The sequence below is a fragment of the Fructobacillus fructosus KCTC 3544 genome (assembly GCF_001438695.1).
Classification (GTDB): domain Bacteria; phylum Bacillota; class Bacilli; order Lactobacillales; family Lactobacillaceae; genus Fructobacillus; species Fructobacillus fructosus.
Map to the genome: position 1 here is coordinate 62,225 of NZ_JQBH01000001.1, position 22,949 is coordinate 85,173.

The 22,949-nt window shown below is 45.4% G+C and carries 19 protein-coding genes, 1 tRNA gene and 1 other RNA gene; 2 read left to right on the plus strand and 19 right to left on the minus strand.

Features of this window, described 5'->3' with window-relative positions:
- Positions 1-9: 9 nt before the first annotated feature.
- From IV71_RS00295 to IV71_RS00305, 3 genes are all read right to left on the minus strand, one after another.
- On the minus strand, positions 10-2,421 hold the full coding sequence (locus IV71_RS00295) for an FtsK/SpoIIIE family DNA translocase (protein WP_010692035.1): 2,412 nt from the start codon (positions 2,419-2,421) through the stop codon (positions 10-12).
- Between the two features lie 167 nt (positions 2,422-2,588).
- Positions 2,589-2,660 (minus strand) — tRNA-Glu (locus IV71_RS00300).
- A gap of 132 nt (positions 2,661-2,792) precedes the next feature.
- Positions 2,793-3,311, minus strand: a complete 519-nt coding sequence (locus tag IV71_RS00305; RefSeq protein ID WP_010692034.1) for a tRNA (cytidine(34)-2'-O)-methyltransferase — start codon at positions 3,309-3,311, stop codon at positions 2,793-2,795.
- Positions 3,312-3,439: 128 nt separating this feature from the next.
- On the opposite strand from IV71_RS00305, the gene IV71_RS00310 reads away from it, so the two are divergent.
- Positions 3,440-4,471, plus strand: coding sequence for a lactonase family protein (locus tag IV71_RS00310; RefSeq protein WP_010692033.1), 1,032 nt, complete (start codon positions 3,440-3,442; stop codon positions 4,469-4,471).
- A 94-nt stretch (positions 4,472-4,565) separates the two neighbouring features.
- On the opposite strand, the gene IV71_RS00315 is transcribed toward IV71_RS00310, so the two are convergent.
- From IV71_RS00315 to recU, 5 genes are all read right to left on the minus strand, one after another.
- Positions 4,566-6,041: an ABC transporter substrate-binding protein/permease gene (locus IV71_RS00315; protein WP_010692032.1), complete on the minus strand. Its 1,476-nt coding sequence runs from the start codon at positions 6,039-6,041 to the stop codon at positions 4,566-4,568.
- A gap of 134 nt (positions 6,042-6,175) precedes the next feature.
- Positions 6,176-6,540, minus strand: an RNA gene (gene rnpB / locus IV71_RS07705) — RNase P RNA component class B.
- A gap of 38 nt (positions 6,541-6,578) precedes the next feature.
- On the minus strand, positions 6,579-6,950 hold the full coding sequence (locus IV71_RS00320) for a cell division regulator GpsB (protein ID WP_010692031.1): 372 nt from the start codon (positions 6,948-6,950) through the stop codon (positions 6,579-6,581).
- 127 nt (positions 6,951-7,077) lie between these two features.
- A complete protein-coding gene (locus IV71_RS00325) occupies positions 7,078-7,647 on the minus strand; it encodes an SLOG family protein (protein ID WP_010692030.1) in 570 nt (189 codons plus the stop codon).
- Entirely contained in the window at positions 7,644-8,303 is a 660-nt protein-coding gene (gene recU / locus IV71_RS00330; RefSeq protein ID WP_010692029.1) for a Holliday junction resolvase RecU, read from the minus strand. The genes IV71_RS00325 and recU overlap by 4 nt, the downstream gene beginning before the upstream one ends.
- 148 nt (positions 8,304-8,451) lie before the next feature.
- Here recU and IV71_RS00335 point away from each other — a divergent pair, with 148 nt between their 5' ends.
- Positions 8,452-9,486 carry a branched-chain amino acid aminotransferase gene (locus tag IV71_RS00335; protein ID WP_010692028.1) on the plus strand — a complete coding sequence of 345 codons (1,035 nt, stop codon included), beginning with the start codon at positions 8,452-8,454 and terminating at the stop codon, positions 9,484-9,486.
- 97 nt (positions 9,487-9,583) lie between these two features.
- On the opposite strand, the gene IV71_RS00340 is transcribed toward IV71_RS00335, so the two are convergent.
- From IV71_RS00340 to citC, 11 genes are all read right to left on the minus strand, one after another.
- Positions 9,584-10,138 carry a QueT transporter family protein gene (locus IV71_RS00340; protein WP_010692027.1) on the minus strand — a complete coding sequence of 185 codons (555 nt, stop codon included), beginning with the start codon at positions 10,136-10,138 and terminating at the stop codon, positions 9,584-9,586.
- A 131-nt stretch (positions 10,139-10,269) separates the two neighbouring features.
- Positions 10,270-11,562 carry an RNA polymerase sigma factor RpoD gene (gene rpoD / locus IV71_RS00345; protein ID WP_010692026.1) on the minus strand — a complete coding sequence of 431 codons (1,293 nt, stop codon included), beginning with the start codon at positions 11,560-11,562 and terminating at the stop codon, positions 10,270-10,272.
- An 8-nt stretch (positions 11,563-11,570) separates the two neighbouring features.
- Positions 11,571-13,490 (minus strand): DNA primase, encoded by a 1,920-nt coding sequence (dnaG, locus tag IV71_RS00350; protein WP_010692025.1) that lies wholly within the window; start codon positions 13,488-13,490, stop codon positions 11,571-11,573.
- 403 nt (positions 13,491-13,893) lie between these two features.
- On the minus strand, positions 13,894-15,207 hold the full coding sequence (locus tag IV71_RS00355; protein WP_010692024.1) for a 2-hydroxycarboxylate transporter family protein: 1,314 nt from the start codon (positions 15,205-15,207) through the stop codon (positions 13,894-13,896).
- Positions 15,208-15,388: 181 nt separating this feature from the next.
- The gene (locus IV71_RS00360; RefSeq protein WP_010692023.1) at positions 15,389-16,705 is read right to left on the minus strand and encodes a 2-hydroxycarboxylate transporter family protein; all 1,317 of its coding nucleotides are present in this window, start codon (positions 16,703-16,705) and stop codon (positions 15,389-15,391) included.
- A 71-nt stretch (positions 16,706-16,776) separates the two neighbouring features.
- Entirely contained in the window at positions 16,777-17,565 is a 789-nt protein-coding gene (locus IV71_RS00365) for an alpha/beta fold hydrolase (protein ID WP_010692022.1), read from the minus strand.
- 33 nt (positions 17,566-17,598) lie between these two features.
- Positions 17,599-19,011: a citrate lyase holo-[acyl-carrier protein] synthase gene (gene citX, locus IV71_RS00370; protein ID WP_010692021.1), complete on the minus strand. Its 1,413-nt coding sequence runs from the start codon at positions 19,009-19,011 to the stop codon at positions 17,599-17,601.
- Between the two features lie 151 nt (positions 19,012-19,162).
- The gene (gene citF, locus IV71_RS00375) at positions 19,163-20,701 is read right to left on the minus strand and encodes a citrate lyase subunit alpha (RefSeq protein ID WP_010692020.1); all 1,539 of its coding nucleotides are present in this window, start codon (positions 20,699-20,701) and stop codon (positions 19,163-19,165) included.
- Positions 20,691-21,602 carry a citrate (pro-3S)-lyase subunit beta gene (gene citE, locus IV71_RS00380; protein WP_010692019.1) on the minus strand — a complete coding sequence of 304 codons (912 nt, stop codon included), beginning with the start codon at positions 21,600-21,602 and terminating at the stop codon, positions 20,691-20,693. The genes citF and citE overlap by 11 nt, the downstream gene beginning before the upstream one ends.
- Positions 21,602-21,895: a citrate lyase acyl carrier protein gene (citD, locus tag IV71_RS00385; protein ID WP_010692018.1), complete on the minus strand. Its 294-nt coding sequence runs from the start codon at positions 21,893-21,895 to the stop codon at positions 21,602-21,604. The genes citE and citD overlap by 1 nt, the downstream gene beginning before the upstream one ends.
- The gene (citC, locus tag IV71_RS00390; protein ID WP_010692017.1) at positions 21,885-22,949 is read right to left on the minus strand and encodes a [citrate (pro-3S)-lyase] ligase; all 1,065 of its coding nucleotides are present in this window, start codon (positions 22,947-22,949) and stop codon (positions 21,885-21,887) included. Before citC ends, citD begins: the two co-directional genes overlap by 11 nt.

Here is a 22,949-nt window from a genome sequence, read left to right on the forward strand (position 1 = left end):
TTTATATCACTATTCAGTTTTTTTCGCCACGTTGACTTGTCGTGGCCTTGCCCCGTCTGCTGGTCCGATGTAACCAGCATTTTCAAGGTCATCAATCAATCGAGCAGCTCGATTATAACCAATCCGGAAACGTCGTTGCAGAAGCGAAGTCGAGGCCTTTTGTTGGTCGATGACAAACTCCAACGCTTCGTCAAAGAGCTCATCATCTGAATTACCAGCAACGCCTGCTTCGTCTTGCGCAATTTCTTCATCCGTCACCGTCATCTTATCATCATAAGCGACCGTTTGTTCGTCCTTAACAAAGTCGACAACTGCCGTCACGTCAGCGTTAGATATGAAAGCCCCCTGCAAACGCTTATGCGCCTTTCCAGGTGGTGCAAAAATCATGTCACCCCGACCGAGCAATTTTTCAGCACCGTTCGTGTCCAAAATCGTTCGAGAGTCAATACCGGAGGCCGTCCGAAAGGCAATTCGACCCGGTATATTGGACTTGATTGTTCCGTTAATGACTTTCACATCCGGACGCTGGGTAGCCAAAATCATGTGAATCCCGGCAGCACGGGCCTTCGCTCCAAGACGGGCAATGGAAACTTCAATTTCAGAACCCACCGTTGCCATCAAATCAGCAAACTCATCAACTACGGCCACAATGTAAGGTAATTTGGTCATCAAGGCGTTTCCCGTTTCCTTAGCATGGGCATTGTTTTCTTCAACCGCCGCGTTGTATTCACCAACGTTACGCTTGCCAAACTGAGCGAGCAAGTCATAGCGGTTTTCCATCTCCTCGACCAATTTATTCAGAGATTTAGCAGCTTTTTTAGGGTCTGACACAACTGGCGTCAGCAAGTGAGGGATGCCGTTATAAATGGAAAGCTCCACCACCTTCGGATCAACCATCATGAGCTTCACTTCCGATGGCTTGGCCTTTAACAAAAGCGAAACAATGATGCCGTTTAATCCAACCGACTTACCAGAACCCGTCGAACCGGCAATCAATAAGTGAGGCATCGCGGCAAGGTCAACGGAGACAATCTTGCCTGACACGTCACGACCGAGGGGCACGGTTAGTAGCCCCTCATTTAAGGTGTTTGATTGCTCAATCATATCTCGAAAGCCAACGACAGCCTGCGTATCGTTTGGCACTTCAATTCCAACATAGGGTTTTCCAGGAATTGGTGCTTCAATTCGAATGGATTTCGCAGCTAGAGCAAGTGCTAAATCATCAGCCAAATTCGCAATTCGGTTTACTTTAACCCCCTGCCCCGGCTTCAATTCATATTGGGTCACAGTTGGTCCCAATGAAACGGAGGAAACCGTGGCCTCCACCCCGAATGACTTTAATGTATCGTGAACCAAGCGAGATTTAGCGTTCAAGCTCTTCGCTTCCTTCGTTTGGTCCGTTGCCTTTGTTTTTGTCAACAGAGAAGTCGATGGCAACTGGTAATCGTCATCGGATAGGTTTGCTTGTTCGCTATCAAAACCACTAGCCGTTTTCTGGTCACTTGTTTCATTAGAGGGTTTGGAAGCATTCACATTCGGCAGCACGTGCTCAATCCCGTGCGTTCCATCCACGACTGGCTCTTCGTTACCCACGTCTGGTTGCTGCCAATTAATTTGCGGCTCTTCCAATTTTGTTTCTTCCGGCTCGGTCGTTTTCGGTTCATCCTCCACAACCGGCGCAAAAGGATCTTCTACCATGGATTTTGGTTCCGTCTTCGCTCCACCAAAAGGATCATCGCCAAAATCAGTTAGATCCTGTCGCTCTTTTTTGGTCAACAGCGCCCGCTGATCACGACGAGCTTCCTGCTTTTCCCGAATTTCAACGGCCTTTTCTTGCGCCTTTTGAACTGACTTTTGAGCCATATCACGAGCGGGCAATTTAAAAGTCACAATCAACCCAGCAACGAGGAGAACAACGATAATGATGATGGTCCCAACGTTTGACAGAAAGGTGCTGGTAAGCTGGTAAAAGGCGGCCCCGATGATTCCCGATCCAACAGGGGTGTGAGCAGTCTGGTTCGTCAATTCCTGTCCAATGATTCGCGTCACCTGCGACAGCGGACTACCATCGGGCAAATCCGCGCCGGTATTAAAAAGCAAGGCCGACAGTAACAAAGCAGCTAAATAAAGCATGCCACCACCAGCATAAACGCGACCTGGAACAGGTAAGACTTTGTCCATCACCAAGTAATAGCCAGCATACAGCATAACCACCGCCAACGTCACTTGATAAAGATTACCAATGAAGAACCGGACAAAGTCAGCTAAATAAACGCCAAACAAACCAATCTGGAAAATGGCAAAAACGGATAGAATCAGAATCGTCACTAAAGCAATGACCTGACTGGCTGCACCAGAACGGGTCATTTTTTGATTCTTTTTCTTATTTTTTTGCCCTCTTTTTTTAGCCTGCTTCGCCATCACAAACTCCTCTTAAACGCAGGTTCAGACACCCGCAAAGTCAAAATTATTACGTTACCTATCTTAGCACATGCCAAAAGAAGGCTCTACCCTCTCTCAATAAGCAAGATAAGTAGATTACAAACAAAAAAGGCTTCACATCAACAAATGATGTGAAACCTTTTTAGTAGCCCGTGAGAGAATCGAACTCTCGATTCCGCCGTGAAAGGGCAGCGTCTTAGCCACTTGACCAACGGGCCATGGTCAGTTGTTGTTCAACATTTCTATCAAACAACTATGTTAGTATAGCAAGGAATTCTGACCAAGGCAAGACTTTTCTGATTATTTTTTTATTTTTTTGCCATTACTTGCTTTGCACGACAACTTGTAGCTTACTTCAACTTATCCTGTTCATAGGTGTGAATCTTATCGAGCTCAGCAAAGTCTTGTTGTCGCAAAGCCTCAAAAATCACGATAGCAACAGTATTCGACAAGTTTAAGGAGCGGATGTTTTGATCGTTTTGCGGAATCCGGATGGCCTTTTCTGGATTTTGACGCATAAAGACTTCAGGCAAACCCGTTGTTTCCTTACCGAATAGGAAGTAATTGTCCCCTTTACCCTCCTGTTCACGGTAGTCAGGGTCCGTATAATCCTGGTTAGCAAACTTCGACACCAAGTAGAGGGAGTCGTTGTCACCAAGTGTTTCCAAAAAATCCGGTAACGATGGATGCGTCACTAACTGGACGTGGTCCCAATAATCCAAACCAGCACGCTTCACGGCCTTATCCGAAATATCAAAACCAAGTGGCTCGATTAAATGTAGAACGGCGTTTGTACCAGCGGCTGTTCGGGCAATATTACCCGTGTTAGCAGGCATAACCGGTTCAAATAATACAATATGATTGGTCATTTATCTTATCCTTTTTCTTGTAAAATCAACTCCCCTATTTTAGCACAGATTGCCAGTCCACCATCAGGACTGACTTTTCCATGTTATAATGACAAGGATATTAAAAAAGCAAAGGAGTGTTTCTGAACATGTCTGTTCACCACGTACTTTTTGGTACTTATACTAAGAAAACTTCAAAGGGTGTCTATGAAGCCGCCTTTGATTCTGAAACGGGTCAGTTAAGCAATGCAAAACTGGTCTATGAAGCAACTAACCCTACCTATTTAGCCTTGTCAAAGGCTAACCGGGCCTATATCGTTGACAAGCGTGGCGATTTAGGTGGCGTTGCCGCAACCGATAACAGCAAACGTCCAATGGCTGAAATTGGCGCCAACATGACGGAAGGGTCAACCCCTGCTTACATCGGTGTTGATGAGAATCGTCAACTCGTCTTTGCCGGCTACTACCACCGTGGTACCGTTGAATCCTACAAGATTCTTGACAATGGTTCACTGGAGATTCGCGATACCTGGAAAAACGAAGGCTCCGGCCCACGTCCTGAACAACAATCATCACACGTTCACTTTGCCAACCTCACCCCCGACAACCGCTTAGTTGTTGTCGACCTTGGGACTGATGAAGTCATTACCTTTGACGTTACAGAGGATGGTCAGCTCAACGAAGCCGCTCGTTTCGAGACGACTGCCGGATTCGGCCCTCGCCACATCCGCTTCTCAAAGGATGGTGAATACGCCTACCTACTCGGCGAACTTTCCTCGCTGTTGTCCGTTCTCAAGTACAATGCAGAAGACGGATCCTTTGACCACCTAATGACAGCCTCAACCATTCCAAGTGACTGGGATGACCACAATGGTGCTGCCGCCATTCGTATCTCAAAGGATGGTCGCTTCATTTACACATCAAACCGAGGACACGACACTATTGCCGTCTTTAAAACCTCAAACCTTGGCGCCGAAATTGAATTAATTCAAAACATTTCGATTGAAGGATCTTTCCCACGGGACATGGCTTTTGACCCAGAAGAAAAACACCTTGTCGTTGCAAACCAAAACACGGATAACGTTTCTGTTTTTGCTCGCGATGCCGAAAGTGGCGAACTTTCTCTTGTTCAAAAGGACTTTGTCATTCCAGAAGGCGTTCGTGTCGCCTTTGAAGATTAAGCCAAAAAGACCAGTTATGCTGGTCTTTTTTTTGACTTTATTAATAAAAAAGCCTTACAACAGACAAACTGTTGTAAGGGTTTTTATACAATAATTAACGATTCATCCGCTTCTCGGCAAAGCCAAGTGCGCGTGAAATTGAAAAAGTCAAAACAAAATAAATCATGGACGTAATAATCAATGGCACAAAGGGTTCAAAAGAAGCCCCCTGCACAACCGACGTTTCGTACATCAGTTCCCCAACGCCAATGACCGAAATAACGGACCCTTCCTTAATAACAGAAACAAATTCGTTACCAAGGGCTGGCAAAATGGTTCGAATCGCTTGGGGTAAGATAACTAAACGCATTGCCCGGTTTTTCGTAAAGCCGAGAGAGCGGGCTGCTTCCATCTGACCATCGGAAACGGATTCGATTCCCGAACGAATGATTTCGGCTACGTAAGCGGCCGAATTCAATCCCATCGCCAGGGCACCGGAAGCAAAGGCCGAAAGGTTTAGCCCAAGCACTTGGGCACCGAAGAAGACCATAAAAGCCTGAACCAGCAGAGGAGTTCCACGGACATACTCAACGTAAATGTTACCAATGGCTTTGATAACGAAAACAGACGATAACTTCATGAGAGCAAAGAGTGTCCCTAACGTTGTTCCAATCAAAACGGCTACCACGGCCAGTGCCAAGGTAATCAACGTTCCTGATACGAAGTAGTGTCCATACTTGTCCCAATAGGACTTATTCTGTCCGGAGAACATGGTTTTATTGGCTTCTTTTTGCCACTGTTTAAAAGTTCCATCGGTCGTTACTTTATCAACAACCGCATTCACTTTTGACAAAAGCACCGGCGAATTCTTTGGAACAGCAACTGCCGAGGCCCCTGTAGCATCAGCTGAAAAGCCCGGATTAACAACGGCCAAGGACTTGTTCTGTTCGGCATAAGCCTCAGCAATTGGCTTTTCAGCAACAACCCCTGCAATGACACCCTGAGTTAACTGCGAAATTAAGTTCGGGTACTTCTGCAAAGAAACAACGGAAGCCCCATCAATCTTCTTGGCTTCGTCTTCTTGGATTGTTTGCGTCTGGGCTCCGATTTTTTGACCAGAAAAGGCTGACAACGTGTCATATTTTTTGGCGTTTTTCTTCAAAACCAACATGGTTTGGGGTGCTTTTAAGTAAACATCTGAAAAGTCGACCTGGGTCTTCCGATCCTCAGTGGCGGAATAACCGGAAACAATCATGTCAATCTTGCCAGTCTTCATGGCACCAAGGAGGGCATCCATCCCCATATCCTTAATTTCAAGCTTAACGTTTAGCTTTTTAGCAATCGCCTTGGCAAGTGAAACGTCAAAGCCGACGATTTCATCCTTCCCGTTCACCTGGGTATGAAATTCATAAGGTGCGTAATCAGCTGACAGACCGACTACTAACGTCCCACGCTTTTGAATTTTTTCCAAAGTCGGATCGCTTTCTGACGCCGAAGCCCGACCAGCAGTGAGCGGTGCTGCCAACATTGTTAACAGCAAAGCCAAAACCAGGCAGAGGCTCGACCAATTAATAACTTTCTTTCCAGCCATGTTTTTTCCTTTAGTTTCTTCGAATTACAATCTCAATCATTATACAAAATATCCAGCCTTTTGTCTGCCCCTCAGAGTGCCTACCCCTTTTTATCCAATAAAAAAAGCCCGCGTTAGCGGGCTCCCCGACAGGTATCTGTAGGCCATGTTTTGTTCCAGCTAGTCTTGGGGAATACTAGCCTTCAGTAATCATCTATCTAAGCGTTACCGCCTTACCGACCATCGTTTCAATTCACTAGGTCAGCCGCCCCTACCAAAGTTTGGGTTGCCCGCTTGCGGGGTTTACCTCGTCTCAAGTTCCAAATTTTCACTTGGAAATACGTTTCTATGGCACTTTCAAACCTATTCCGACATAGAAAACCTTAGCCGTTTCAGTTGCCGTCGTACAAAGTACGCCTGGGTTTATTTCTTATCCCAGCGCAAACACTACACTCATCGCAGAGTGTGCGAGCATGGACCTTCCTCACACCGGATAACCGATGCGCAATTACTCAATACCTGCCTCGACCGTCGACTATCATCGACAAGCCTTCAACTTTAAGCTTGGTGGTCCGTTCCGAAGACGGCCCGTTCCAAGTTCGCCACGCGCTTGATCAAATCAAGGTTCGTTGGCGTTTCTTCTTGCTTAGGAGCAACGGGTGTTTCTTCCACAGGTGCAACAGGTTGCTGAACAGGTGCTTCCGTAGCCGTTGATGTGTGGGCTAATTCATCTTGAGCCGCTTGCAAAGCCGTTTGCAATTGACCGACCTGTTCCTGCAATTCCTTGATGCGCTTTGTGAAAACACCATAATCAGCAATGATGCCATCCAAGAAATCATCGACGTCTTCTGGGTCATATCCACCACCCATACGCTTTGTCTTAAAGACGCGATCATAAATATCTTTTTGAGTATACTTTACTTGTGCCAAAAGAGCTGCTCCTTTGAATTCTATTTTCGAATTGACTTTATCATACCAGTAAACGCTTGCTGTCGCAAGCAAGCTGCTAAGTCATTCATTTATTATTCGATAGTTAGATTAAATTAAGCTAAAGCACTCAACTGTTCCAATGTTCCTCGTTGATCATTTCTTGATAATCGTTGGCATATTCCTGCAGGTCTTCCATGTCAATGCGACTGAGTGGGTACGGTACCTGCTCTTTAAAAGTCTGGATTGCTTGATCATCATAAGTGGACTTACCTTCAAACTCCCTGTCATAAACCAACAAAGCACCATCCGTATGGTTGAGTAAAAATTCTTGGTAGCCCTTCAATTGAAAGGGTCCCTGGTAGTCACCTTTAAAAGTGGCAGCGTAAAAGTCAGCGCTACCCTTGGCCTTATTCAGTTTTTCTTGATTCGCCTCTTTCCAATTTTTACCAAATCCCTCAAAAGGAACAAAAATTGCTAAACGAAGCGCAGGATAATCGGCTTTTAACTCAACGGCTAACTCGGCTGCCCACAGCTCAATGCCTGGCTGTCCACCCGTTATTAACCAGTCCATTCCCTGTTCAATCTGTTCAATTAATCGTTTCTTTAAGGCATACTTAATCACCTGAACCTTGGGATCATTATCCTTAAAAACGCCCAGTTCATATGCACGATAACCTGTCACCCAAATTCGACTCACGAGTGGTTCCCCCTCGCTTGTGGCCGATCAGAACGCCGGCCACTTTCTAAATCGGCCAAGTAATCATCGACCGCTGTTAGGTAATCTAAGGAAGGATTGAGGCTCGCCTTAACTAAGTAAGCTTGTTGCACAAGTTCTTTCAACTGAATAGAACCGCGACCTTCTTGCTGCATCCAGGCTGCCACCAATTCGGGTGCAGGATACAGGTAGGTCTGGTTAAGCGTTGTGAACTTTATTAACAGGAAGCCGATGCCACCTTGTGATACCACGTTGGCCAAGTGTTGCACTTGGTGTTCGTGAATGTTTTTCATGGGAAAAACTGTCTTATTTTTGGTTTCCTTTGCATCAAAGTCCAAATAACGTCCCTGATACACGCCATTGTAATCGGTCGTCGATGGTTTTTGGAAATACGCTTCCGTAATCTTTGCGGCCGAACGGGCCGGGTAATCGACTTTCACAATGGTGACTGGCGTTGGTTTCTTATGAATAACCGCAAGATGATCGGCTAAGTAGTAGTCGTTTGCGGCATTAATTTCATCTTCTAAGCCCATTCCTCGCTTGCCAAAAGTCAGACCACGCTTTGTTCCCTTCCCAACCTTCATTTGATTTGAAATGGCCGATTGGCCCTGGTGGACACCTTTTGGATAATTAACCATTTCGTTCTCCTTCAGTAAAATTCTTCTCATCCATTTTAACATAGCAATGGCTGCCACAACTTTTTCATCTTTTTTATAAAAAGCCCTTGACTTTTTCTCATTTTATTTTAATATAAACACAACGAAACAGGATAAAAAGGAGTGAATTATGACAAAAGTTGATGCAAAGGATCTCGATTTTGATAATCTTGATTTTTCCTATCGAGACCTTCCCTATAGTTATGAAGCCGAATACCATGATGGTAAGTGGGGCAAGGGAAAGTTAACGACCGACTCCAGCATGAATATTTCAGAAGCTGCCGTCGCCTTACACTATGGTGAAGAAGTGTTCGAAGGATTGAAGGCCTACCGTCGTAAGGATGGCGGTGTGAATCTTTTCCGGCCTGATCGTAACGCAAAGCGAATGAAAAACTCAGCAGAACGTTTGTTAATGCCCGGTTACCCAGAGGCTGACTTTATTGAAGCCGTGAAGGAAGTGGTCCGCGCTAACCAAGACTTTATCCCACCATACGAATCCGGAGGCTCTCTTTACATCCGACCATTCATGATCGGAACCTCACCCATCGTTGGTGTTCATGCTGGTCAAGACTTTACTTTCCGCGTCTACGCCACACCAGTTGGCGCCTACTATCCAGGTGGCTTGACCCCAACTGCCTTTGTCACTTCCGAATTCGACCGTGCCGCTCATGGTGGAACCGGTCAGGCCAAAGTCGGTGGTAACTATGCTGCTTCGATGTTGCCAGGTGAAGAAGCCCACCGGGCAGGCTATTCTGACGTCGTCTACTTGGATCCACGTGAACATCACTATATTGAAGAATTGGGTTCGGCCAACTTCTTTGGTATCACAAAGGATGGCCAGTTTAAGACACCAAAGTCCCCTTCCATCCTTCCGTCCATCACGAAGTACTCCTTGCTCGAGTTGGCTGATGAAATGGGTATGAACCCAGTTGAAACTCCAATTGCCATCGATGAATTGGATCAATTCGCTGAGGCAGGTGCCATGGGAACCGCTGCCGTCATCTCACCAGTTGGCTCCATCACCCATAAGGGCAACAAGCATGTCTTCTACTCCGAAACAGAGGTTGGTCCAAAGACGCAAGCCTTGTATGACCGACTCATTGCCATCCAATACGGCGATGAAAAGGGACCTGCTGGCTGGGCAGTGGATGTTCCCTTGGATTAAATAAGCAAATTGCTAAATAAAAAACTCATCTTATTTGACAGCTATCCCCAAAAGTTAGAATAACTTTCGGGGTTTCAGTCATTTAAGATGAGTTTTTTTACTTCGCTAAGTTCACAAACTTAGATAGTGCGTAAATCACCACACCACCAACGACAAGCGATGCCAGTTCCCCTGGCACCAACATGATGTAGTACGAGAGCCAATTCTCCCAAATGGTTCCAGCATGGTCTGGGGCAAACGACCCAGTTGCTTTAATGGCAAAGGCAAAAGTGAATTCTGCTGCCAAGACGGCCATTCCGACGGTTAAGACAGAAATCGTCGAAATAATAATCTTCATTAACGCCGAAGCGACTTTACGAGTCAATACATAAGTCAAACTCGTCATAATCACTGTATCGAGCGTACCAAAGACCCAATCAATCCAGCCCATCGGGGAGAATAAGTTGGCAATCAAAACACCCAGAGAAAGCGCCAAAATGTAGCGCTTATTCCAAGCAGCCAAGTGATTCAATCCCTCTGACAGACGCAGCTGAACTGGCCCGAAGCCAATTGGTGCCACCATCATGGTGATGGCAGCATACAAAGCAGCCACAACGGCAGTTAAGGTCAGGTTCGTTGTCCGCGAATGCGGACGTTGGTTCAAATTATTCATCATTACTCCTAGTTTTGTTCTCGCGGGATGGTTGATGAACCGCGTGATTGTTTGAGACCAAAAAGGGACGTTAACCCCCTTTTAGTCATAAGAAAATCCGACAAAAGTCGGATAATAAAATCATTCGAAAATTAATTTTCGTCCATGAAGTCCTTCAAATGCTTTGAACGGGATGGATGGCGCAACTTACGAAGTGCCTTGGCCTCGATTTGACGAATTCGTTCACGAGTAACACCAAAGACACGACCCACTTCTTCCAACGTACGCGTACGACCATCTTCGAGTCCAAAGCGCAAACGAAGCACGTTTTCTTCACGGTCAGTCAACGTATCCAACACGGATTCCAACTGCTCACGAAGCATTTCATAGGCTGCGGAATCAGCAGGCGAAACCGCTTCATTATCTTCAATGAAATCACCAAGGTGTGAATCGTCCTCTTCACCAATTGGCGTTTCAAGTGAAACTGGTTCCTGGGCAATCTTTAAGATTTCACGAATCTTGTCCCCAGTCAAATCCATCTCTGCCCCAATTTCTTCGGGTAAAGGTTCACGACCAAGGTCCTGCAATAACTGACGTTGGATACGAATCAGCTTGTTAATGGTTTCAACCATGTGAACGGGCACTCGAATGGTACGGGCCTGATCAGCAATGGCACGTGTAATCGCCTGACGAATCCACCAAGTGGCATAGGTTGAGAACTTAAAACCCTTCGTGTAATCGAACTTATCAACGGCTTTCATCAAGCCCATGTTTCCTTCTTGAATCAAATCCAAGAACTGCATACCACGGCCAACGTAACGCTTGGCAATGGAAACAACTAAACGAAGGTTCGCTTCAGCTAATTCCTGCTTAGCCTCTTCGTCACCAGCTTCGATTCGTTTAGAAATCTCGATTTCTTCGTCACCCTTTAGCAACGGCACCTTACCGATTTCCTTCAGGTACATACGAACGGGGTCGTTAATTTTAATACCAGTGGCCGCGTCAGCAGCCTCGCGTTCTTCTTCTGAAGGCTTATTTTGCTTGGCCTTCAACACTTCAGGAGCTGGTTCACCCTTTTCGTCAACGATGGCAATTCCGGCATCTTCGACTTTTTCCATCAATCGTTCAATGTTTTCGCCATCCAAGCGGAACGGTTCAGTGATTCGCTTAGCCAAATCAGCGTAAACAATTTGTTTTGCTGGTTTATATTCCTTCAACAATTCACGAACGGCCTTATCATATGCTGCGGACTTGATGGGTCCAGACTTTTTAGCTGGCTTTTTGGAAGGCTCCTTAGCAGCGATTTCGGCTGCTTCCTCTGGTGTCTTACCTTCAGCTAAGGCCAACAATTCGGCCTTACGAGCACGGCCGTGATAAGCAATATGTTGCTCATCTAGGTATGCTTTAATATCGGAAATCTTACTTGAACTTGTAATCTTTGCCATGTTTTCTCCTATTGCTGAAAATGCTCTTTTTTCAGATTGATGAGTTCTGTCATTAATGTAATCAGCGCGGCATCATCGTGCTGGTTTTTCGCGAGTGAAATCTTTTGCTGGAGGCTTTTCACCTGTTCCTCATAAGGCGCTTCTTCAATGATGACCCTCAGGTAATCCTTAACAGCCTCCATTTGAACATCCATGGAAGCAAAAGTCCGATCCATGGACATTAACTTCTGGTTTAGTTCAGGTTTTTGAACATAATCCATAAAGGCAGCCAGGTCAAAGTCACCTTCCCCATGTTCCTTTCGATAGGCATCATAGAGTAAATACAGTAGCTGATACTGCGGGTGAATAAACGAAAAATTTGGTTGTCGTTCGACCAATTCTTCCATGTTACGATTCTTAATCATCGCCATTAGCAAGCCCTCTTCGGCTAACTCAACTCGAGAAAGTTTAGCCCGTGGTGCTGCTTGCCAATCAACTGGCGCCATGTTGGCTGACTGGTTAAAATGCTCACCATGATCTGGTGCAACATCCGGGAATTGTTGGTCATCCCAACTAGAATTAACCGAACTGGCGGGGCCGTTGGCATTTGATGGAAAAACACCATTAGTAGGCACAGGATGACGACGTTGATAGTCTTCGAATTCGGAACGAAGAGCTTCCATAGAGGAGCCGTATTCTTCCGCCAGCTTTTGTAAAAAGTAATCCTGTTCAACGGGTGAGGCATCCGCTAAAATCGGCCAGACCTCTTTTAAAAAGTCGAGATACTGCGCTTGGTTTTGAAGATTCTTCCCCAACTTAGCAGCGTTAAACAAATATTCGGTTGGTGTCTGCGTCAACTGTTCCAAAGCCTGTTTCAAGGCTGGCAATCCCAATTCGCGTCGAACCTCATCCGGATCACGGTTATCTGCTAAAGCAATCACACCGATCTCGACTTTTGGCGCCACCGTTTTGATAAGGGGAATCGACCGTTTCGCCGCCTTCTGACCCGCGGCATCGCCATCGTACACCAAGATAATCCGTTCAGTTAACTTGGCCAAACTACGAACGTGGTCTTCCGTCAAAGCCGTTCCCATCGTGGCAACGGCACCTTCAGCCCCAGCCATAGCGGCCGAGATAACGTCCATAAATCCTTCAAAGATCATCGCCGGTTGGCCTGCACGAATCGGTCCCTTTGCCAAATCCAGGTTATAAAGCAGCTTCCCCTTGTTAAAGAAGGGCGACTCCGGAGAATTCATGTACTTCGCTGGATTATCCGGGTCAAGGGAACGACCAGAAAAGCCAACAACCTGACCTCGTTCGTTCTTAATTGGCCAAACCACTCGATTATTAAACCGGTCGCGAACAAGTTCCCCATCGCGTTCAAGGAACAGTTCGGCTGCCTTCATGGTTGGCTCATCCACATCGTGTTCCCGGGCATAGGACAGTAAGACATTATTGCTAGGTACAAAGCCTAATCCGTATTTTTTTATTGTTTCTTCATCTAATTCACGCTCTTTGAGCAAGTAACGAAGAGCTTGTTCGCCTGCAGTGGTATTGAGCAAAATATGCGTATACAATTTTTGGGCGGCGTTGTAGAGCTCATAAATCCTTTGGAATTTTTCCTGCCTTGCCGATGGCTGCCCTTGATATTTCGCTAAGCCGGTAATTCCCTCGTCTTCGGCTAATTTTAAAATTGCTTGAGGATAGGTATACCCTTCTTTTTCCATTAAGAAAGAAAAAGCAGTACCGGACCTTCCACAAGAAAAGCAATGGAAAACCTGCTTCTTATCGTCAACGAAAAACGAGGGACGGCGGTCTTCGTGGAAGGGGCACGAGCCGTTCCATTCACGACCGCGTTTCACCAATTCCGTATACTGAGAGACCAAATCAACCAAATTGGTCTGTGCACGAACTTCATCAATGACTTGCTGCGGGATTCGTTCTGCCATGGCCCCTCCTTTGCTTTTTTGGGCGCATTCCACCCGTAAATTCTGTCAAACGTCTATTTACTATTATACGAGAACACCCTAGCCCCTGTCAAAAGTCATCAACGCTACTCTGACTATCCATCTCTAAAAAAAGAACTTTTTTGGTCTGGTTGTAAATAAAAATATTCCGAATATTCATAACAAGACCAACGATGGCCTGCTACAATGCAAGTGAGGTTTTCAACAACTGAAAACTTCATCAGGTTGAGTGACTCTCCCACTCAGCACCTCCTTTCTTTAAGTCTTGCTCATCAATCCGATGAGCATCACACCTCCTTTCCACTAACAGCGCTTGTCCACTTCGGCAGGCGTTGTTTTTGTCATCAAAAAAACACCATGCTTGCACATGATGTTTTTGAAGTGATTAAAGAATGGTAATGAGTAAGCCACCCAAAACAAGGATAATCGCACCACCAATTCGGTTCCCCATTTGAGCAAAGGCAATCAAGCCCATACGATCAGAGGCAGACAAAACAGCAACGTTTCCAGTACCACCCATTGAGTTGTTAATCATTCCACCAGCAATGGCTGATTCGACAGGATACAGTCCGAAGAGCTTTCCAAGCAAGCCACCGGCAATACCAATGGTCACAACCGAAATCAACGAACAAAGAACCAGCTGCCAAGTAACCGTCTGAAGCAACTTGTTCATATCAACAAGAGCCAAACCGATTCCAGCCAAAAGAGCAGGAGTCGTTGCCGAAGTAATCATACCACCAAACATGGCCGCAGATTCTTCATAAAATTTCGGTACCAAATTAAAGGCTTTTGCCAAAATAACTAACAAAATCATGAAGGCAAAGGCGTTGATTGATGGAATGAAGTGGAAGAGAATGTTTCCCATGATGTAGAAGGAAAGCGCCACCATCATACCGTTCAACAATTGTTTGTTATTCATTGTTGGCGCGGCTGATTGCTTTCCACCAACCTGTTCATCGGTCTTCAGCAAGGCACCGTGCCCATTCATTTTAGAATGAGTAGTGAACTTAACCAATAGCGATGAGCCAATGATGGCCAGCAAGTTGGCAATCACCACTGCTGGGAACAATTGATTCAAAATATCCCCAGCTGATTGATGGAGGGCTGAAGCATAGGAGGCCGAAAGCGGAACGATTCCGGCACCAATACCACCCGCCATCATTGGAAATGCCACGTATAGAGCCGCATGCTTGAACGAAAAGCCAAGGGCCATTCCAGACAATGAAACGACGAAGAAAGTAATAATCATCGCACCAAAGGCAACCGGCAAGAAACGCACCGCAGACTTCAGCAAGAGGTCCCGATCCATCTTCAAGATGGCAGAACAAATCAAGGCAACAATATAGAATTCAAGAAAGTTATCGTTTGAGATAAAAGTCTTAATGTTGACGACTGCTGCATGGGGCACCACACCCATGGCGGTCAAAGCAGAACCAGCCACAACAGCAAGTGCTGAACCACCACCCAAGTAGGACTTTAAAATCGGCGTATTGTTTCCCACATAGAAGAAAACGCCCCCTAAGATAACGAGGGCAAACAAAGCACCACCGATGTTTTCTGGCAAGGCATTGATGGTCATCACCGCAACCAAAAGTAACAACATCATGATAAAGAAAACACCACCAATGTTCGTCACTTGAATTTTTTCATTCATTTTCGCTAGCAGGCCAGCGCTTTTTTCTGAAGAATTCTCAGACATGTCACACTCCTTTAATTTTCGTTTGATGTATAAAAAATACTTGGCTAGTATAACATCTCAATTAAGAAAATAAAGCAGACATTTTTTCAAAAGTGTAGTTTTATGAGGCAAAACAATAAAAAAGCCACCCGAATGGGTGACTTTTTTATTTTAAGTGATTTTATTGAATTATTAAGAAAACTTAGCCCCAAATGGTAACCAAGAAACCGGCGATAACCAAGACAAGGGCACCACCGATACGGTTACCCATCTGAGCAAAGGCGATCAAGTTCATCCGGTTGGCTGCTGACAAAACAGCAACGTTTCCAGTTCCACCCATTGAGTTGTTGGCCATACCAGCTGCAACAGCTGATTCGACAGGGTAGAATCCAAAGAGCTTTCCAAGGAATCCACCAACAACCGTAACGGAAATAACTGAAACAACAACACAGATTGCCAATGGCAATGAGAACGTTGAGATCAACTGTGTCAAGTCAAGCAAAGCAAGACCAACACCAGCAAGCAAAGCGTGCGTCATCGTCTTAACGATCATCTGTCCAAACATAACAGAAGATTCTTCGTAATATGCTGGAACAATTCCCAAGGCCTTGATGATGATGGCAAGCAAAATCAAGAAAGCAAAGACGTTGATTTGAGGGACCAACTTATTCAGGATGGTACCAACCATGAAGAATGAGAAGGACGTCATCATACCAACAAGCAACTGCTGAACGTTCAAATCAGGAATCTTAATTCCTTCAGAGTTGGCGTCGCCAGTTTCACGCATTAACTGACCGTTTCCGTTCAACTTTGAGTTACCTTCAGTAAAGCGAGTCAACAAACCGGCTCCGATGATAACCAGCAAGTTCGACATAACCAATGGTGGAAAGAGCTGTGACAAAATAGTACCTGAAGATGCATGCATCGTCGACGCATAAATCTTTGACAATGGTACGATTCCGGCACCAACACCTCCGGCCATCATTGGGAAGGTCACGAAGAGTGACGTGTGTGAGAACTTCATACCCAACAACATTCCAACACCACCAACGATGAAGAAAGTAATGATCAACGTCAAGAAGGCAACTGGCAAGAAACGCACCGCAGCCTTCAAGACCATTTTCCGGTCCATCTTAAAGATGGCGGAAATAATCAATGAAACGATATAGAAGTCCAAAAAGTCAGAAGTTGAAATAAAGGACTTTACCGTCACAATCGTAGCGTGTGGCACCACACCAGTTCCTGCCAAGATGGCTCCACCAATCGTGGCGAAAACAGATCCACCACCAAGGTAAGACTTAAAGATTGGCAAGTGAGAACCAAGGTAGTACAAGATACCACCCATGGTTACAAGTACAAACAAAGCGCCAATCATTGTGTTTGGCAAGACCTTCATTCGCAAAACAAGAACGAGAAGGATCAACATGATGATGAACGCAACACCACCAATTCCATCAACGTTCCATTTATTTTCTAATTTCGACCAGAACCCCTTCTGGTTCGAAGCGTTTTCATTCATGATTTTTTGCTCCTCAAATACAAAATTCTATAATTCAATCACTAAAATAGTTTACCACTTCTTGTGACGATTTACATTAAGAATTTTATAAAAATAGCGTTAAATTCGTCAGGTTTTTCTAAATGTGGCAAATGCCCGGTATGGGGAATAACAGCCAATTGGTCTGCCTCCCCCATCATGGCCTTAAAATCGTCATAGTAATGACTTTTCCAGAGTGGCGACTCTTCTCCAGCAACGAATAGAAAGGGTTTGCTCAAATCATAAATATTTTCTCGCCAGTCGGCCAAAACGTGATCTTTTAGCAAAGGTAGAGCCAAATCGAAGTTAAAAGGCGCCTTATTCTTCTCAATTTGCAAGTTATCTTTTAAACTTTGTGAGACGGGCGAAACGGTCAATCGCTGTTGAAAAAATGTGCTAACCATCACAGGAAAAGTATTCCAATTCATACCAAGGATTCCAGCCGACCATTCGTTATCATTGACAAGTTTGGGAGATTCATCAATAATCACCACTTTCGCAATGCGCTTTTCACCAAAAAGGGATAGATAGGCCCAGGACGCGGCACCGCCCATTGAATGGCCAACTAAAACAAGCTCGTTTAAATCCAAAAGTTCAAATAGTTCATGCAGGTCAGCCGCCAACCGACCGATTCGTAGGTTTTTAGATGTTCGCTCGGACCGTCCGTGGGAACGCCAATCCATCGTGACCACCCGGTATCCTTTGTCTTGCAGTAGCTTTATTTGGTTTTCCCATTCTGCTTGAATACCTGAAAAGCCTGAAAGTAAAACGACCGTCTGGCCCTCTCCAGAACGATCTTCGTAATTAATGGACACGCCATCGCTTGTCTTAAAAAATGCCATCTTGTCTTCCTCACTTTTTTGAAAATATCTGAATTAAATTAGTCCCATTAACCGTGCAATAAAGGCGGTTAGAATCAAATAATCCGCCGCACCACCAATTGATAGATGCCTTGAAATAAACGTTTGATCAAGATGACTTAAAAAAGTCATCCCGGCACTCGTTTGTGCCCCACCTAATTTTTGAAACTCAGCAACCCACGCAATCATTTCTTGATTAATCGCTGGATCGCCGGCACGCTTGACCAAAGTCGAGTCCGTAATAGCCGCTGCAATGGCCATGAGTGTGTCTAACAAGCGTTCATTGGTTGTCCCTTCACTCTTTCGAAGTGCAGGCAACGCGACGTCCGATAGAGGCACTAATCCTTCATATACTTCCCCACGCACGCCGGCTAAACGGTACTTTTGATATTGCACTTGACCAGCGGTTAATTCTTGACTACTTCTATCCGCGACTTTTTCATTTTCCAAAAGTAAATGCGCACCCATGGCAGACACTGCTTTTTGCACGAAAGACAGCGTCGTGCTTTTTTGATCCTGAGTACAGTAGCCATAAGCCGCAATTAAAATTCCGAGAGTAAAGATGGCGCCTTTGTGGGTGTTCACCCCATTGGTTGCGACCTTCATGGCTTGTTCAGCCGCCAAACCGGCTGGTCGAATTAACGCTAACAATTCGGTCAGTTGTTCCTTTTTAAAGGTACGACCAGCCGTAATACACTCTTTAAAATATGGTTGGAGGGCTAGCGAAGAATCAATAAAGGTATCAACGTCCATATCATCATGAGCTCCCATGGAAACGGGATCAACTAATCCCGGCTTGGGGTTGGTCACAACCTCTGCCAAACAGGCAAAAGTCGCCGCTTCAACAACCGACCGTTCGTCCCAGTATGGGAGAAAGGGGTCCTGAACAAAGTACTGTTCATAGGTATGGTTAACAGCCTGACGTAATTCATCAAATGAATGCCGCCCGGCTTTGGCACAGGCCTTGGCGTTCTCATCACAAACAAAGCAACGTCGTGCCTCGAAACCGAGTTCCTGCCGCGATAATTGGTACCCTTCCGCTTCTTTTGCCATGACATCTGAATCGAAGAAGCGTCCCAAAGGAAAAGATTCTTCAAAACGAATGGCCACTTGCTTGACTCTGTTAATATCTTTTGACACCACAACAAAACCTTCTGGACCAGTAGGGCGACTAATGTCTAGTTCAATGCTTTGAATGGGCCAACCGTTTAATGAAGCAAGCAAGATACGCCAGCCAGCGTTAAAGAATTGCTGAATCTTTGCTGAATTTTTAACATTGCCTGGTAAATTTAATTTAACCGCCACAATGGTCGCTCTTGGAAAGCCATTTTCCAGCTTCGTCTGCTTAGCAGAACGCCATTCCCGGTTATCCAGGACCTGCTCAAGGCTTACTTCGGACCCGTTTTTAAATACATCCACTGTTTCCATGTTTTTCTCCGTTTGCTTCAGGTTCACTTTTAATATAGCAAAGATTGACCGATTTTTTGATAAGAAATGAGAAAGCTATGTACACGGGGAAAAGCCCCCGTTTGTTTCATATAAAAAGGACCAGTTCACACTGGCCCATTTTTAATAGTGATTAGTCCTTCACTTGCTTGATAACATCAATCAATGAACCATCACGGTATTCTGCCAAAGCAACAACACGATCAGTGAATTGCAATGGTTCTGCCTTACCAACAAGCTTTTCAGCCTTTTGTTGCAATTCTTCGATAGTGAAGATAGGCAAACCTGGCACCTTAGACAATGAATCAATCAAGTCCTTGCGCTTAGGGTTGATGGCAATACCAAGTTCAGTAACCACAACGTCGATTGAATCACCAGGAGTGATAACCGTCGTTACGTCAGGAACAATCGTTGCGATACGTCCACGAACCAATGGTGCAGAGATGATTGTCAACTTTGCAGTAGCGGCATCTTGGTGACCACCAATGGCACCACGGATGACACCGTCAGAACCAGACATAACGTTAACGTTGAACTTCGTATCGATTTCCAAAGCAGACAGGATGGCAACATCCAACTTGTCAACCATGGCACCCTTGTTTGCAGGATCAGCATACCATGAAGCATCGATTTCTTGCTGGTTAGCGTCGTTCTTCATTGAAGAAGCGGCACCCTTATCAAAGTCTTGCACATCCATGATGCGGCTAACAAGGCCTTCATTCAACAAATCAACCGTTGGCTTTGTGATTCCACCAAGGGCAAAGGATGCCTTAATTTGGTTTTCAATCATTGCCTTACGCAAGAAACGCGTAACAGCCAAGGCAGCCCCACCAGAACCAGTCTGGAATGAGAAGCCTTGCTTGAAGTATGGTGAGTGGACGATAACGTCGTTAACCATTTGCGCAATTTGCAATTCCTTAGGGTCCTTCGTGAAACGAGTGGCACCAGAACCAATCTTGTCAGGATCTCCAACCTTATCAACCTTCACAACGTAGTCAACTTGCGTTTGCTTGATCGAAGCAGGTGTGTTTGGGTATGGCATCAAGCTGTCCGTCAACAAGACAACCTTGTTTGCATATTGGGCATCAATCAAAGCATAACCCAATGAACCAAAGGCAGCATCCCCGTTCATACCGTTAGCGTTACCCATTTCATCGGCGTTTGGTACACCCAAGAAAGCAACATCAATCTTTACCTTACCTTCTTCAATGGCACGTGCACGGCCACCGTGAGAACGGAAGATAACTGGGTTCTTCAAGGCACCGTGAGAAACAGCGTCACCCAATGAACCACGCATACCTGATGACGTAATGTTTGTGACAACACCCTTTTGGATGGCTTCAACAACAATATCGTTCATCACGTTTGTCAATGATGAAGGTGCCAAAGTCAAATCTTTGTAACCTGCATCGATAATTTCACGCATCACCATGTTGAAGACGAAATCACCTTCACGGAAGTGGTGGTGGAATGAGATGGTCATACCATCTTTAAGCGTTTCTGAAACAACCTTCTTGACTGATTCAACAACCTTTGAAGGTCCAACTTGTGCCGTCACCTTAGGAGCAACACGTTGGATTTCAGGGTTACCAAAGTCGGTCGTCTTGAAACCTTCATACTTATAATCGTTTAAAATTTGGTCCGGAATCTCCCGGTTGACTTTATTCTCCAATGTAATTTCCCTCCGCATCAATCAGGTTATTAGCCTTTGCCAACATCATCACGCGCTCAGCACGCAAAACAACAGGGCGGTCAACCATTTGACCGTTCATGGCGATAACACCAGAACCCTTACGCTTAGCTTCTTCAATCGCAGCCATCACGTTTTGGGCGTTCAAGATTTCCTTTTGAGTTGGTGCGTAAATCTTGTTAACCGGCGCAATTTGACGAGGGTTAATCAATGACTTACCATCAAATCCAAGTTGGTGAATCAACTTTGTTTCACGGATAAAGCCTTCTTCGTCGTCCAAGTTCGTGAAGACCGTATCGAAGGCGGCAATCTTAGCAGCACGAGCGGCGTGCAAAATGGCGTTACGAGCGTAAAGCAATTCTTGACCGTCAGGGTAACGGTGCGTCTTCATATCAGTCGTGTAATCTTCGGCTGACAACGCAATACCAATCATACGATCAGAAGCTGAGGCGATTTCATAAGCGTTCACAACACCCATGGCTGATTCAATGGCAGCCATCAAGTGAGTTGAACCAACTTCGCGGCCGAATTCCTTTTCGGCAGCTTCAACCAAGTTTTCCAATTCATGAATCATGTCAGCGTTTTCCGTCTTTGGCAAACGAATAACATCGATACCAGCCTTAACCATAGCCTTGATATCGTTTTCGTAGAAAGGTGTGTCCAAACCGTTGATACGAACAACCAATTCGGCGTTTCCGTAATCAAAAGTCTGCAATGCTTCGTATACCAAGTAACGAGCAGAATCCTTCTCGTTCATGTTAACAGCATCTTCCAAATCAAACATGATTGAGTCGACACCGAAGATACCAGCATCCTTAATCAAACCTGGGTTGTTACCAGGCACGAACATCATTGTTCGGCGTAAACGTTCGTCTGCAGCCATTAGAGCACCTCCCAGTTTGGTTGATCTTTCAAGTCCAAGGCACGTTGTGCGGCCGTGATGGCACGGGCCTTGATAACGGGTGTCAAAGCACCCTTATCAACAACCTTCACTGATGCGTTTTCGATGTCGTAGGCATCCAAAACTGACTTGATGGTTGCCTTGATGTCGTTACCAAATTGCTTGGCAACGTCTGAGGTCAAGTCAAACTCAATTCCTTTTGTACCCTGGCTAAGTACGATTTGGAGATCAGAAGATTCCAGCGTACCGGCCATGGCCGTTTGCTTAATTTCCATTGATTTTCTGTCCTTTCGAAATACGATCCTGTAATTCGGTTTTCTTATCCTTGATAAAGGCAAAAGTCGTTTCCGGTACCAAATTAGTCAATTGATCAATCTGGTCGGCTTTGATATCTGCCCGGACTTCGGTCGCCGAAACCACGTCTTGCCCGCTACCCTGGGTCAAGCGTGGAATTTCCACGACCTGAACTTCCGGTGGCAGGATGGTCTTTAGGGTCTCATTGTAAAGTGCGGTAGTGTGCGACTTGGGTTCAGTGCCCAAGTAACGCTTTTGAATGCCCAAAGGCTTTGCCAATTGTTCTTTAAAGAGCGTGGCATCCAAAGCGGTTTGATACTTAATCGCAGTATCTTGATTCTTAATAAAGTAGGCGGGGAAGGACAAATAGGAAACCATGTAGTCGCCACCGTTTTCAACGGCAACGTTCTTCAAGTCCTTTGTTCCCTCTCGAACCAACATGGTACGTTCGGCCGTCGTAAAGAGCGAAACGTCCTGATTGACAACAAAGACATACACCCAGTCGTTTTCCTTAGCAGCTTGTTCGACGAGATAACGATGTCCCTTAGTAAAGGGGTTAGCATTCATCACAATGGCAGCTACCGTCTTAGCATCTGCCGGCTTTTTTTCCAGCGATGCACGGTAGGTCTCAATGTTTGGCGTTCCCTTCTCGAGAATCAAGCCGTAATCCGTCTTTGCTAACGTGTGGAAACCAACGTGTTCAAATGATGCTTGGTACTGAGGCTTTGTAAATACAAAAATTTGAAAGTGTCCAGCCTCAGCCAAATCCATTTCCAAGGCGGAAACAACTTGGTTGAAACGAGCACCAGAAGCCCCAGACCCATCATCCGAAACAGCGATGTACTTAATGGTCTTTCCAGCAATTGAACCAGTTCCGACTAACTGACCCTGATCATCAAAGAGACCAATGGTTTGGTCAATTGCTTGCACTTCCTGATCGGAAAAAACCGAAATCCCTTTTTCCATCAAAAAGTTCTCCCACTGCTTTTTTACATTGGGATTGAACAAATAGAGGTCTTTAATCTGATCAGCCAT